Raw genomic sequence first — 15,536 nt, 5'->3', positions numbered from 1 at the left:
GCTCCCACAGGTTTTGTGTTCGACACAGATATTGTGGGAGCTAGCCTGCTAGCGATAACGGTGGCCCAAACAACAATGATTCTGGCCAGATCTAGCGCTCGCGCATCGCCTCGGTCCGGGCCTTCAGCACAGGCTTCAGCAGATAATCCAGCACACTTTTCTCCCCGGTAATAATGTCCACCGTCGCCACCATTCCCGGAATGATCAGCAGCGGTTTCGTATCCCCGCCCAAATGGTTTTTATCGGTGCGCACCTGAATCAGATAGAAGCTGTTGCCCTTGTCATCGGTGATGGTGTCGGCGCCGATCAGTTCCAGTTTTGCGCTCAGCCCACCGTAGATCGTGTAGTCGTAGGCGCTGAACTTGACCATGGCTTTCTGGCCCGGATGCAGGAATGCCACGTCTTGCGGACGGACCTTGGCTTCGATCAGCAGGTTGTCTTCCAGCGGGACGATCTCGACCATGTCGCTGCCCGGCTGCACCACGCCGCCAATGGTGTTGACCTTGAGTTGCTTGATCACCCCGTGTACCGGTGAAGTCACGGTGGTGCGGCTGACCCGGTCATCAATCGCAATGCTCGACGCCGTGATTTTCGACAGGTCGGTGCGTTTCTGATTGAGGTCTTTCGCCGCGTCGGAGCGGAAGGTCTGTTCCGATTCGTCGATCTTGCTTTTGATCTCGTTGATTGCCGATTCAGCGCGAGGAATCGCCAGAGTCGTCGCGTTCAGCGAGCCGCGAATCTCCACCGCGCTGCGCTTGAGCCGCAGAATTTCCACGGGCGATACCGCGCCAGTGCCTACCAGCGGCGCCGACATATTCATCTCTTGCTGCAACAGCGCCAGGCTGGAGCTGTACTGGCCTTGCTTGGAACGAAACTCCGCCAGTTCTTGCGTTTTCTGCCGCAACTGTTCGGTGAGCGTGCGTTGCTCACTGGCCAGCCGCCGCTGACGTTGGTCGTACAGCGCACGCTCGTCCTCGGCGACTTGCGGGGCCTTGGAAATCACCTCTTCGGAAAGTTTTAACGGCCGGCCCTCGGCTTCGGCGGACAGCCGTTCGACTTGCACGGTCAGCGCATAACGGTCGGCCTCGCTCTCACCCTTGTTCGACAGAAAACGCGTGTCATCGAGGCGCAACAGCTTGTCGCCCTTGTTCACCATTTGTCCTTCGCGCACGAAGATCTCGGTGACGATCCCGCCTTCCAGGTTCTGGATCACCTGCACCTTGCTCGACGGAATCGCCTTGCCTTCACCCATCGTCACTTCTTCAAGCACTGCAAACTTGGCCCAGACCAACGCACTGATCAGCAACGCCGCCGCCAGCCACACCGTAATCCGCGACCAGCGCGGCGAATCCTGCAACGAGGCGCCGGCAGTTTCCGGCATGAACTCGGCTTCAGCGCTTTTACCAAAACTGTCGAAGTAGCCGCGTGACTTACTATCTGAAGAAGCAGGCATGGGGCAACTCCTAGACCGCTGCCGAGCCGACGCGGCCCTTGCGTAGTGCATCGATGACCGCTTCTTTCGGACCGTCGGCGACGATCCGGCCGTTGTCCAGCACCAGCAATCGGTCCACCAGACTCAGCATCGAGGTGCGATGGGTGACCAGCAACAACGTTTTGCCCTGCACCCAGTCATGCAGCTTCTGGCGCAGGATGTCTTCACTGCTGTTGTCCATCGCGCTGGTGGGTTCGTCGAGCAGCATGATCGGCGGATCAAGCAATAGCGCCCGCGCCAGCAACACCGCCTGACGTTGACCGCCGGACAGCAATTGCCCGCGTTCGCCCACGGGCCGGTCAAAACCTTGCGGGTGCTGGCGGGCGAGTTCGGTGACGCCGGTCAGTTCGGCGACTTCGAGCATCCGTGAATCGCTGACGTAACGGGCACCGAGGGTCAGGTTGTCGCGCAGGCTGCCGGCCAACAGCGGCAGGTCGTGGGCGACGTAACCGATCTGCTGGCGCAGGTCGGTGACATCCAGTTGCCGCAGGTCGAGACCGTCGAGCAGCAACTGGCCTTCTTCCGGTTCGTAGAAGCCCATCACCAGCCGCGCCAGGGTGCTTTTGCCCGAGCCGCTGCGCCCGATGATGCCGACCCGTTCGCCGGGTTTCAGGCTGAAGCTGACGTTGCTCAGCGCCGGGGCGTTCTGGCCGTTGTAGTGGAACGTCACGCCGTTGACGTCCAGCGCGCCTTGCAGTTGCGTGCGTTCCAGCGGCCGTTGTTTGCCGTCGCGTTCCTGCGGCAGCGACATCAGCGCGTCGGTGCTTTTCATTGTCAGTTGCGCTTGCTGATAACGGGTGATCAACCCGGCGATCTGTCCCAGCGGTGCTAGCACGCGGCTGCCAAGCATGTAGCTGGCGACCAGTGCGCCGACGCTGAGGTTGCCGGCGATGATGCTGTAAACCCCGGCGACGATGGTCGCCATCCCGGAAAACTGCTGGATGAACAACGTGCCGTTGGTCGCCAGCGCCGAGAGGTTTCGTGCATGGCTGTCGAGGCGGGTGAGGGCGCCGTGGGTGCTTTCCCATTTGTGCTGGCGCTCGCTTTCGGCGCTGCACGCCTTGAGGGTTTCCAGGCCGCCGAGGGTCTCGATCAGCAAAGCCTGACGTTCGGCACCAAGGCTCAGGCTTTTTTGCACGGTGTCGCGCAGGCGGATCTGAATAGCCAAAGCGAAAATGATCGTGATCGGAAACGCCAGCAGCGGAATCACCACCAGCCAGCCGCCGAGCAGGCCGATCACCAGCAGCATCAACACCACGAAAGGCAAGTCGATCAGACTGGTCAGGGTCACAGCGGTGAGGAATTCACGCAGGCCCTGAAAGTCATGAATGCTCTGAGCGAAGCCGCCGATGGTCGCCGGCCGTGCCTTCATCGACATGCCGGTGATGCGCTCAAATAAAGTCGCGGAAAGGATTACATCGGTTTTCTTGCCGGCAGTGTCCAGCAGGTGCGCACGCACCACTCGCAGTACCAGTTCGAAACCGGTGCCGATCAGCAGGCCGATCGCCAATACCCACAAGGTCGATGTCGCCTGATTCGGCACCACACGGTCGTAGGTCTGCATGACGAACAGCGGCACCATCAGGCCCAGCAGGTTGATCAGGAAACTGGCGAGAATCGCGTCGCTGTACAGCCATTTCGACAGCTTCAGCGTGTCGCGAAACCAGGCCTGAACCCTTGGCACCAGCGGCGAGCGCAGGTCTTCCAGTTCATGGCGCGGACGGGCGAACAGTGCCTGGCCGTTGTAGTGTTCGGTGAGTTCTTCGCGGCTGACCCATTGCTCGCCGCCATCGGCTTCGCTGGGCAGGATCAACGCCTTGCCGTCATCGCCGAAACGCCGCAGCACGGCGGTGCGACCGTCCTTGAGCAGCAACAGGATCGGCAGATTGAGCGGCGAGATGTCTTTCAGTTCGCGCCGCAACAGACGCGCCTGCAACCCGGCCCGGGCCGCTGCACGGGGCAGCAGGTCGAGGCTCAGACGTTGTTTGTTCAGTGGCAGGCCGGCACTCAGACTGGCGCGACTGACAATCGCGCCATGCAGTTTGCAGAGGATCAACAGACCGTCGAGTAACGGATCATCGAAGCTCAGCCGCGGATCGATCCCGGAGTTGCCGGGTTCCATGCTGGTCATATTGATCGCCTGTGGCGAGGGAGCTTGCTCCCGCTTGAGTGCGCAGCACTCACACTGTCTACATCGTCAATCGGTGTTTGGGGCTGCTGCGCAACCCAGCGGGAGCAAGCTCCCTCGCCACGTCAGATCATTTCAACTCAGGCAAGCGCGCTTCGTTCTTCACTTCGGTCGCAGCGATTGCATCTGCCGGCAGCACCACCCGTTGCTTGCTCAGCAACTGACCCATGTTCGCCAGCACGCGGTACATCGAATACTCCTCGGTGTAGCGAATTTCGGTGTAACGACGGTTGGCGTTGTAGAGCTCGTTTTCACTGTCGAGCAAGTCGAGCAGGGTACGTTGGCCCAAGCCGAACTGATCCTGATAGGCCGCACGTACGCGTTTGGTGGTTTCGGCGTATTCGCGGGCAGTCGGGGTTTGTTTCTTGGCGTTGACCATGGCGTTCCACGCCAGGTGAATGTTCTCGTTGAGCTGGCGCAGCGCGTTGTTGCGGATGTCCATCGCCTGATTGATCTGGTGCGCATCGGACGCCAGACGCGCCTTGTCGCTGCCGCCACGGAACAGGTTGTAGTTCATGATCACGCCGACACGCCATTCGTTGTCGTGACCTTCATCGCCCTGCACGTTGTTGTTCGCACCCACCGCTGCTTCGGCATCGAAACGTGGGTAGAACGGCGACTTGGCGACTTCGTACTGGCTCTCGGCCGATTGCACGTCGGCCTGCGCGGATTTCAGATACGGGTTGTTCTCGACCATGCTTTGCTGGGCTTCCGGCAGGCTGGTCGGCAGTTCGCCGCGAGTCGATGGCGGGGCTTCCAGTTCATCGGGCATGCGCCCGACCACGGCGTAGAAGTTCGATTCGGCGTCGGCCAGATCGACTTCGGCGGTGTCGAGGTTGTTTTGCGCCAGCGCCTTACGCGCTACCGATTGATCGGAGTCCGCCGTGCTGCCAATGCCGCGCTGGGTGCGCAGGCCGATCTGATCGTTGACCCGCAAGTGCGCCTGCAAGTTGTTCTTGGCCAGGGTCACCAGTTCCCGCCGTTTGAGTACTTCGAGATAAACCTCGATGGTGCGCAGTGCCAGATCCTGAGCGGTGCCTTGCGCGTAATAAGCCCGCGAGTTGGACACGCCTTTGGTGCGCTCGACCTCGTTGGCGGTGTTGAAACCGTCGAACAGCATTTGCCGCAGTCGCAGTTCGGACTGGGTGTAATTGAGGATTTCAGTGTTATGACCGCTTGGCGTCAGCGAACGGGTATTGGTGTTATCGCTGTACCCGCGCCCGTAAGCAGCATTCAAATCGACGGACGGATAGAAGCCGCCCTTGGCGACTTTGACTTGTTCATCAGCCGACAGCTTGGCATCAACGCGCGAGGCCAGTTCCGGGTGAGTGGCGATGGTGCTTTGAATGGCGTCGGTCAGGTTCATGGCCTGGGCTTGGGAAGTGCAAGCCATGGCCAGCAAAACCGCGCTGCAGAGGGGGGTTAAAACGCGCATGGGTGCATCTCCCTGAGTCCTGATGGTGCGTTACTGTCGCCAAATATTTGACGAAATTTTGAGGTTTAAGCGTTTCACTCTTGTAACAACAGAGCTAAGAACATCCTGAAGCGTAGCTAAGAAAAAATTTTCATAAGGCTTATGCCAAAAAAAACTTATGCGCTCCGCCAAATCCGGCACATTGTTCACCTCGAAAGCCTTTGTTTCATGCGCTTTAGGGAGTGCGAAAAGGCTTGAGGAAAGTTCCATTCACTTTGCGACATACGGCGAAGTAATGCTGAAGGGGAGGGACGCGTAGCGGCAGATGAGCGACAGATTTTTGTCACTCGGGTGATTCACCACCGTTACGTAGCGTCCGTGGGCAAGTGGCATTGATCAGGGTCTGGAAGTGCTTGATAGCACTGCTATTTCTCTATCTGCCGGGCCTGCGGCCGAACTGTCGAGGTGCGAGCGTCGCCCCGACAACCCGCTTGAGCCATGGGCGTGCTTCGCGAACCAGTGCCGACGGTGGTCGGCAGCGGAGGAGTTTCACATGGCAACGCTCATCGGGATCGTCACTAAAGTCATTGGTCAGGTTTTCGCTCAGGCAAGCGACGGCAGCCGCCGCGCTCTGGTCGAAGGTGATCGCTTGTTTGCCGGCGATCAGTTGATCACTGGCGCCGAAGGGGCGGTTGCCGTCCATCTGCAAAATGGCCAGGAACTGACCCTGGGCCGAGACAGCAGCCTGACCATGACCGGTCAGTTACTGGCCAATCAGGCGCCGCATGTCGATACCCCCGAAGCGCTGACCCCCAGTGAAACCCAACTGACCGACGTCGAGCAGATCCAGAAAGCCATCGCTGCCGGTGATGACCCGACCAAAACCGCTGAAGCCACTGCTGCCGGCCCCAACGTTGCGACTGGCGTTCCGGGTGAGGCGGGTGGCGGTCACAGTTTTGTGTTGCTGGAAGAAGTCGGTGGCCGGGTCGATCCGCGCATCGGTTTCCCTACTGCCGGTTTCAATGGCATTCCCGAGTTTCCTGAAGAACGGCATAACGTTGTCATCGACAACGGCGACAACACGCCGCCGGTCGTCGTGCCGCCGCCGGTCAACAATCTGGTGTCGCTCAGTGGCCTTGCGGTGCCCGGGGGCGAGCTGACCCTCAACGAAGCCAATCTGCCTACAGGCTCTGCCGCCAACCCTGGCGCGCTGACTCAAAGTGGCAGCTTCACCGTCAACGCGCCTGACGGTTTGACCAGTCTGAGCATCGGCGGGATCAACGTTGTGGTCGGTGGAGTGGCGAGCGGGTTTCCGCAGTCGATCACCAGCCAGTTGGGCAATACGCTGACCATCACCGGGTTCAATCCGGCGACGGGCGTCGTCACTTACAGCTACACCCTCAACGGCAATGACGCGCACCCGGCCGGCGATGGAGCGAACAGTCTCAGCGAACAATTCACGGTGATTGCCGGCGACAGCAACGGCGACTCCGCGACTGGCACCCTCGACGTCAACATCATCGACGACGTGCCCAAAGCGGTTAACGACAGCAACGCGAACACTGCATCGGAAACCCTGTTGACCCTGACCGGCAACGTGCTGACCAACGACGTGCAAGGCGCGGACCGGGTGCCAGGTGGCCCGGTTACTGCGGGTACGTTCACCGGCACTTACGGGACTTTGGTACTTCACACCGATGGCACCTACACCTACACGCTGAACACCAGTGACGCCGATTTCAAAGCGCTGCACGGCGGTGGCAACGGCACTGAAACTTTCGCCTACACCATCACCGACTCCGATGGCGATTCGAGCACTGCGAACCTCGTTTTGCAGATCCACAACAACGACGATCCGGTGATCATCAACGGCTTGAACGTTGAAGGTGGCGAGCTGACGGTTTACGAGAAAAATCTCGGCACTGGTAGCGCACCTGATTCCGCCGCGCTGACTCAAAGCGGCACGTTTACCATCACCGCACTGGATGGCGTTACCACGTTGACCGTGGGCGGTATTGCCGTCGTTACCAATGGTGTGGCGGCTGGTTTCCCGCAATCGGTTACTACGCCACTGGGCAGCACGCTGACCATTACCGGATTCAACGCCACCACTGGTGTGGTCAGTTACAGCTACACCCTCGATCACAACGATGCACACCCAACCGGCAACGGTGCCAACGCGTTGCCTGAGCAATTTGCAGTGACGGTGGTGGACGATAACGGCACCACGGCCAATGCCACGATTGATGTGAACGTGGTCGATGACGTGCCCAAAGCGGTTGATGACAGTAACGCCGTCACCGCTTCGGAAACCCAGCTGACGCTGACCGGCAATGTCCTGACCAACGACGTACAAGGCGCCGACCGCGTGCCCACCGGGCCTGTCACCGCCGGTACTTTCACCGGCACTTATGGCACGCTGGAATTGCACACTGACGGCACTTACACCTACACGCTCAACCCGGCCGATGCAGACTTCAAAAACCTGCACGGTGGTGGTAACGGCACGGAAAATTTCACCTACACCATCACCGATTCCGATGGCGACACCAGCACTGCGAATCTGGTTTTGCAGATCCACAACAACGACGATCCGGTGATCATCAATGGCCTGGATGTGAACGGTGGTGAACTGACGGTTTACGAAAAAAACCTCAGCACCGGCAGTACGCCAGATTCCACCGCGCTGACTCAAAGCGGCACGTTCACCATCACTGCACTGGACGGCGTTACTACGCTGACCGTCGGCGGTATTGCCGTGGTCACCAATGGCGTAGCCGCTGGCTTCCCACAATCGGTCACCACTCCGCTCGGCAGCACGCTAACCATCACCGGGTTCAACGCAACCACGGGTGTCGTCAGCTACAGCTACACCCTCGATCACAACGATGCGCATCCAACAGCGAACGGCGCCAATTCACTCTCCGAGCAATTCGGCGTCACCGTAGTCGATGACAACGGCACGACCGCCAACGCGACTCTCGATGTGAACGTGGTCGATGACGTGCCGAAAGCGGTTGATGACAGCAACGCCGTCACCGCTTCGGAAACCCAGTTGACGCTGACCGGCAACGTGCTGACCAACGACGTACAAGGCGCCGACCGCGTACCCACCGGGCCAGTGACCGCAGGTACATTCACCGGCACTTATGGCACGCTCGAACTGCACACTGACGGCACTTACACCTACACGCTCAACCCAACCGACGCGGATTTCAAAAACCTGCACGGCGGCGGCAACGGCACCGAAAACTTCACCTACACCATCACCGATTCCGACGGCGACACCAGCACCGCGAATCTGGTTTTGCAGATCCACAACAACGACGATCCGGTGATCATCAATGGCCTGGACGTGAACGGTGGTGAGCTGACGGTTTACGAGAAAAACCTCAGCACCGGTAGCGCACCTGATTCCACCGCGCTGACCCAAAGCGGCACGTTCACCATCACTGCACTCGACGGCGTTACCACGCTGACTGTCGGCGGCATTGCTGTCGTCACCAACGGCGTAGCGGCTGGTTTCCCGCAATCGGTTACCACGCCGTTGGGTAGCACACTGACCATCACCGGGTTCAACGCAACGACCGGCGTCGTCAGTTACAGCTACACCCTCGATCACAACGACGCGCACCCAACCGCCAACGGCGCAAACACCCTCAGTGAGCAATTCGGCGTCACGGTTGTGGACGATAACGGCACCACTGCCAACGCATCGCTGGACGTCAACATCGTCGACGACTTGCCGAAAGCCGCGAATGACAGCAACGCGGTTACCGCTTCGGAAACCCAGTTGACGCTGACCGGCAATGTCCTGACCAACGACGTACAAGGCGCCGACCGCGTACCGACCGGGCCTGTCACCGCCGGTACGTTCACCGGCACTTATGGCACGCTGGAACTGCACACTGACGGCACTTACACCTACACGCTCAACCCAACCGATGCAGATTTCAAAAACCTGCATGGCGGTGGCAACGGCACGGAAAACTTCACTTACACCATCACCGATTCGGACGGCGACACCAGCACCGCGAATCTGGTTTTGCAGATCCACAACAACGACGATCCAGTGATCATCAATGGCCTGGACGTGAATGGTGGCGAGCTTACGGTTTACGAGAAAAACCTCGGCACCGGCAGTGCGCCTGATTCCACGGCGCTGACTCAAAGCGGCACGTTTACCATCACTGCACTGGATGGCGTTACCACGCTGACCGTCGGTGGCATCGCCGTCGTTACCAACGGTGTTGCGGCTGGTTTCCCACAATCGGTCACCACTCCGCTCGGCAGCACGCTAACCATCACCGGGTTCAACGCAACGACCGGCGTCGTCAGCTACAGCTACACCCTTGATCACAACGACGCGCATCCAACCGCCAACGGCGCAAACACGCTCAGCGAGCATTTCGGCGTCACGGTTGTGGACGATAACGGCACCACTGCCAACGCATCGCTGGACGTCAACATCGTCGACGACTTGCCGAAAGCCGCGAATGACAGCAACGCGGTTACCGCTTCGGAAACCCAGTTGACGCTGACCGGCAACGTCCTCACCAACGACGTACAAGGCGCCGACCGCGTACCCACCGGGCCGGTCACCGCAGGTACGTTCACCGGCACCTACGGCTCGCTCGAACTGCACGCCGACGGCACTTATACCTACACGCTCAACCCGACCGATGCAGACTTCAAAAACCTGCATGGCGGTGGCAACGGCACCGAAAACTTCACCTACACCATCACCGATTCGGATGGCGACACCAGCACCGCAAATCTGGTTTTGCAGATCCACAACAACGACGATCCAGTGATCATCAACGGCCTGGATGTGAACGGTGGTGAACTGACGGTCTATGAAAAAAACCTCGGCACCGGCAGTGCGCCTGACTCCACCGCGCTGACTCAAAGCGGAACGTTCACCATCACGGCGCTGGACGGCGTCACCACGCTGACCGTGGGCGGCATCGCCGTCGTCACCAATGGCGTAGCGGCTGGTTTTCCACAATCGGTCACCACTCCGCTCGGCAGCACGCTAACCATCACCGGGTTCAACGCAACGACCGGCGTCGTCAGCTACAGCTACACCCTCGATCACAACGACGCGCATCCAACCGCCAACGGCGCAAACACCCTCAGCGAGCAATTCGGCGTCACGGTTGTGGACGATAACGGCACCACCGCCAACGCGTCGCTGGACGTCAATATCGTCGACGACCTGCCAAAAGGCGTGAACGACAGCAACGCCGGCACCGCGTCAGAAACCACACTTACGCTCAGCGGCAACGTCCTGACCAACGACGTACAAGGCGCCGACCGCGTACCGTCAACCGGCCCAACCACCGGTCCGATCACCGCAGGTACTTTCACCGGTACTTACGGCACGCTGGTGCTCAATGCCAACGGCACTTACACCTACACGCTCAACCCAACCGATGCCGATTTCAAAAACCTGCACGGCGGTGGTAACGGCACGGAAAACTTCACTTACACCATCACCGATTCGGACGGTGACACCAGCACCGCGAATCTGGTTTTGCAGATCCACAACAACGACGACCCGGTGATCCTCACCGGCCTCGACGTCACTGGTGGCGAACTCACCGTCTACGAAAAAAACCTCAGCGACGGCAGCAGTCCCAACACCCCGTTGCTGACCCAGAGCGGCACCTTCACCGTCACCGCGCTGGACGGTCTGCAAACCCTGACCGTGGGCGGCATCGCGGTAGTCACCAACGGCGTGGCCGCAGGTTTCCCGCAATCGGTCACCACGCCGCTGGGCAGCACGCTGACCATCACCGGGTTCAACGCAACCACTGGCGTGGTCAGCTACAGCTACACCCTGGTGGATAACGAAAACCACCCAACAGGCAACGGCGCCAACAGCCTCACCGAGAACTTCAACGTGGTCGCCACCGACGGCGATGGCAGCACCGCGTCCGGCCAAATCAACGTCAACATCATCGATGACCTGCCGACCGCCAAGGCCGACACCGGCTCGGTGGCGGAGGGCGGAACGGTCAACATCAGCGTGCTCGGCAACGACGTCACGGGTGCCGATGGCGCGGCGGCTGGCGGCGCGGTAGTTGGCGTGCGCGCCGGCAGCAACACCGCGACTTCGGCGATTGGCGGGCTCAATAGCAACGTCAACGGCGCCTACGGTTACCTGACTCTGGATGCCGCCGGCAACGCCATTTATCACAGCAACCCGAACTCGGTGAGCCCACCCGGCGCCACCGACACGTTCACCTACACCATCCGCGATGGTGACGGCGACGAAAGCACCACGACCATCACCATCAACGTCGCCGACAGCAAACTGGTGGCCTCGGTCGATCAGGACGTGACGGTTTACGAAAAAGCTCTCGACCTGACCAAGGACGGCCAGGATCTGGCCCCCGGCACGGTCATCGGCAGCGATCCGACCAACACTGGCGAAACCGCCACCGGCACGCTGGTCGGTGCCGTCACCGGCGGCAGTGGCGCGATCACCTACACCCTGGTCGGCAGCGCCACCGGCACCTATGGCCAGATCCAGCTGAATGCCGACGGCACTTACACTTACACCCTGACCTCGGCGCCGAAAACTTCGCCGAGCGCCAACGATGGCGCCAATACCCTGAGCGAAAGCTTCACCTACAAAGCCACTGACGCGCTGGGCAACACCACCACCAGCACCATCGTCGTCAACATCGTCGATGACGTGCCTAAAGCCGTGGCATCGGATCGTTCGGTGGCGGCGGTGGAGATCGACTCGAACATCCTCATCGTGCTCGACATCTCCGGCAGTATGGCCGACGCCTCCGGCGTACCGGGCCTGTCGCGGCTGGCGCTGGCCAAACAGGCGATCAGTGCCTTGCTCGATAAATACGACGACCTCGGTGACGTGAAGGTGCAACTGGTGACCTTCAGCAGCAGCGCCACTGATCGCACTTCGGTGTGGGTCGATGTGGCGACCGCCAAGAGCCTTCTCGCCGGCCTCACCGCTGGCGGCGGCACCAACTACGACGCGGCCGTGGCGGCCATGCAAACCGCGTTCAACACCGCGGGGAAACAGGACGGTGCGCAGAACATCGGCTACTTCTTCTCCGACGGTAAACCGACCACTGGCCAAGACATCGGCACCGCTGACGAAACCGCACTGAAAGCCTTCCTCGATGCCAACAACATCAAGAACTATGCGATCGGTCTGGGCAGCGGCGTCAGCAATGCCAACCTCGATCCTCTGGCCTATGACGGCATCAGCCACACCAACACCAACGCGGTGGTGGTGACCGACCTCAACCAGCTCAACTCGGTGCTGTCCGGCACCGTGGTCGGCGCGCCGGTTACCGGTTCACTGCTGGGCGAGGGCGGCACGTTCGGCGCGGATGGCGGTTTCATCAAATCCATCGTCGTCGACGGCACCACCTACACCTATGACCCGAAAGCCAACAGCGGTCAGGGCTCGTTGACCGCCAGCGGTGGCACCAACCACGGCACGTTCGACACCACGACCAACACCGTGAGTATCGCCACCAGCAACAGCGGCACGTTGCAGATCAACCTCGACACTGGCGACTACACCTACATCTCGCAAAAAACCACGACGACGGTGATCACCGAGAACATCGGCTTCACCCTCAGCGACAACGACGGCGACCTCGCCAGTTCGACGCTGACGGTAAAAGTGATCCCCAACTCGCCACCGGTGGCGGTGGACGACCACGTCATCACCAACGTGCTGTCGAGCAGCGTCACGGTGCCGGGCGAGCTGTTGCTGGCCAACGACACTGATCCCGATAACGACACGCTGACCGCCTCGCCAACCACCTTCAACACCGGTTGGGTAGCCAAAGGCGCAGACTTCACCGGCACTGGCGCGATCAATTTCGCCGGCACCGGCAACACCACCGCCAACCAGAACCTGGCCGATGTGCGCGCCGCGTTCGCGGCCAATACCGCAGCGATGACGGCGATGCTGGTGGTCAGCGGTTACCTCGGCGCAGTGACCACCGCCAATGCCAACGACGAAGACCTGATCACCGTCAAACTGAAACAGGGTGAGACTCTCAACCTGGATCACAACCTGGCGGCCGGGCACATCACCATGGAGTATTCGCTCAATGGCGGCGCATTCGTGCCAATTGCCGACGGCGGCACCATCACCGCCAGCGCCGACGGCACGTACCAGATCCACGTGACCAACATCACCAACACCAGCGGCAGCAACACGACTGCGGCGGAAAACTATCAACTGACCCTGACGGTCAACTACGCCGGCGCCCATGACCTTACGCCGGATTACCACGGCACTTACACCGCCAACGACAACCACGGCGGCAGCGACACCGCCAACGTCAGCATCACCTATCAGGACGGCCACACTCTTACCGGTACAGCGGGGGACGACATTCTGGTGGCCGGCACCGGCAACAACATCCTCAACGGTGGCGACGGCAACGATGTGCTCACCGCAGGTTCCGGCAACAACGAGATGCACGGCGGTGCCGGCAATGATTTGCTCTACGCAGGCCCGGGCAACGACATTCTCGACGGCGGCACCGGCATCGACACCGTGAGCTATGCGCATGCCACCGCCGGGGTCACGGTCAACCTGAGCCTGCTCGGTGCGCAAAACACCATCGGCGCCGGGACCGACACCATCAGCAACGTCGAAAACCTCACCGGTTCGAACTTCAACGACACCTTGACCGGCGACAACAATAACAACGTGATCAATGGCGGCTTGGGCAACGACACGCTCAACGGTGGCGGTGGCGATGACCTGCTGATCGGCGGCATGGGCAACAACACCCTGACCGGTGGGCCGGGCGCCGACACCTTCCAGTGGCTGAAAGGCAACAGCGGCCATGACGTTGTGACCGACTTCACCCCCGGCACCGACAAGCTGGACCTGTCGCAACTGCTGCAAGGCGAAAACGGCACCACGGCATCGCTCGACGACTACCTGCACTTCACCGTCACCGGCAGCGGCGCCTCGGTCCTCACCAGCATCGACGTCAGCGCCATCGCCGGCGCCACGCCGAACCAGACCATCGACCTGGCCGGCGTCAACCTCGCCAGCCACTACGGCGTAACGCCGGGGGCGGGCGGGGTGATCGCCAGCGGGCACGACACGGCGACGATCATCAGCGGGATGTTGAATGATCATTCGTTGAAGGTGGATACGGTGTGAGCTGAAGGCTGAAACGACAAAACCCGCCGCCCCGGTTGATGGGGAGGGCGGGTTTTTTATGTCTGAAGATATCCATTGCCAGTGAGTCAGCCATCGCGAGCAGGCTCACTCCCACAGTAAATTTGCGATGGTCACCATTTTTGTGCCCGACAAAAATCCCCTGTAGGAGTGAGCCTGCTCGCGATAGCGGCCTACGAGTCACCCATCCCTCACAGGCTCACTCAATCCCTGTGGGAGCTGGCCTGCCAGCGATGGCGGCCTACGAGCCACCCATCCCTCACAGATTCACTCAATCCCTGTGGGAGCTGGCCTGCCAGCGATGGCGGCCTACGAGCCACCCATCCCTCATAGGCTCACTCAATCCCTGTGGGAGCTGGCCTGCCAGCGATAGCAGCCTACGAGCCAACCATCCCTCACAGGCTCACTCAATCCCTGTGGGAGCTGGCCTGCCAGCGATGGCGGCCTACGAGCCACCCATCCCTCATAGGCTCACTCAATCCCTGTGGGAGCTGGCTTGCCAGCGATGGCGGCCTACGAGCCGACCAATCCCTCACTGATTCACCCGTCCCAAATGTGGGCGCGAGCTTGCTCGCGAAAGCGGTACATCAGCTGTCCCTAAACGTAATCCGGTGCGCACGTTTAAAGTACACGAACCGTTACGCCATAAAGGCTACAACGCCTTGCGCCGTTACCTACGCGTACGCCAGAATCCGCCGGCTTACACGACTATGGTCCGGGCTATATCGTTTCCCTGTCACTGCAAAACAGTGATCGGGTTTGGTAGCCCGTTTCTAAGTGTGATGGCAACACCATACAGTCCCCTTTCAGCGGGGCTCGATTTTATATGGTGGCCATGCGTGGGGCTCCTCCGGGAGCGCCGGGTTTTCCTGCTTAGACCGGTCTACCAACCTGCGTATGGCCGCCACCCTCGTTTGGTAGCGAGAGTGATGGCTCCTTACTTTTTGCTAAGCAGGAGCTTCTCCTATGTTCAAAGCCACACCCAATCCCCCAGACACCGATCCGATCCCCTACGACCCAGCCCTCGACCCCCTGAAGATCAAAGAGGCGACCGACCGCGCCATCAACTTCTACCTCAGCCCTGGCTCACTGAAGGTCTCGATACCTTCAGCCCCGTCACGCAAGTCGAGCAGGATCTTCCTCATCGATCCCACCGTGGACGAAGAAACACTGCTCGTCGAAGCCTGCGAATCATTAGCGGCCGCCAGCGACATGGCCCGCGATATCGGCAGCGCGCTCGACGATT

General features: G+C 60.4%; 5 protein-coding genes. 2 read left to right on the top strand and 3 right to left on the bottom strand.

Annotation, left to right across the window (positions count from 1 at the left end; genetic code table 11):
* Positions 1–91 precede the first annotated feature (91 nt).
* The 3 genes from ACIOZM_RS28930 to ACIOZM_RS28920 all read right to left on the bottom strand — a co-directional run bounded on the left by ACIOZM_RS28930 (position 92) and on the right by ACIOZM_RS28920 (position 5,115).
* Entirely contained in the window at positions 92–1,453 is a 1,362-nt protein-coding gene (locus ACIOZM_RS28930) for an HlyD family type I secretion periplasmic adaptor subunit (protein ID WP_401220410.1), read from the bottom strand.
* Positions 1,454–1,463: 10 nt separating this feature from the next.
* Positions 1,464–3,623 (bottom strand): type I secretion system permease/ATPase, encoded by a 2,160-nt coding sequence (locus tag ACIOZM_RS28925; RefSeq protein WP_401220408.1) that lies wholly within the window; start codon positions 3,621–3,623, stop codon positions 1,464–1,466.
* A 127-nt stretch (positions 3,624–3,750) separates the two neighbouring features.
* Positions 3,751–5,115 carry a TolC family outer membrane protein gene (locus ACIOZM_RS28920; protein ID WP_401220405.1) on the bottom strand — a complete coding sequence of 455 codons (1,365 nt, stop codon included), beginning with the start codon at positions 5,113–5,115 and terminating at the stop codon, positions 3,751–3,753.
* Between the two features lie 532 nt (positions 5,116–5,647).
* Between ACIOZM_RS28920 and ACIOZM_RS28915 the strand changes: the two genes are divergently transcribed.
* Together ACIOZM_RS28915 and ACIOZM_RS28910 are read left to right on the top strand one after the other, a co-directional pair.
* Complete coding sequence (locus tag ACIOZM_RS28915; protein WP_401220403.1) at positions 5,648–14,272, top strand: retention module-containing protein; 8,625 nt, start codon at positions 5,648–5,650, stop codon at positions 14,270–14,272.
* A gap of 984 nt (positions 14,273–15,256) precedes the next feature.
* Positions 15,257–15,536, top strand: a 280-nt coding sequence (locus ACIOZM_RS28910; RefSeq protein WP_401220400.1) for a DUF6124 family protein, incomplete at its 3' end; no start/stop codon positions are given.

It is taken from the genome of Pseudomonas sp. NPDC087346, assembly GCF_044744235.1.
GTDB lineage: Bacteria > Pseudomonadota > Gammaproteobacteria > Pseudomonadales > Pseudomonadaceae > Aquipseudomonas.
This window is presented reverse-complemented; position numbering and strand designations above follow the sequence as displayed.

Bases quoted from the DNA above. Each gene is read 5' to 3' on its own strand.
- ACIOZM_RS28920 (WP_401220405.1), bottom strand. From the start codon at position 5,115: ATGCGCGTTTTAACCCCCCTCTGCAGCGCGGTTTTGCTGGCCATGGCT.
- ACIOZM_RS28925 (WP_401220408.1), bottom strand. From the start codon at position 3,623: ATGACCAGCATGGAACCCGGCAACTCCGGGATCGATCCGCGGCTGAGC.
- ACIOZM_RS28915 (WP_401220403.1), top strand. From the start codon at position 5,648: ATGGCAACGCTCATCGGGATCGTCACTAAAGTCATTGGTCAGGTTTTC.
- ACIOZM_RS28930 (WP_401220410.1), bottom strand. From the start codon at position 1,453: ATGCCTGCTTCTTCAGATAGTAAGTCACGCGGCTACTTCGACAGTTTT.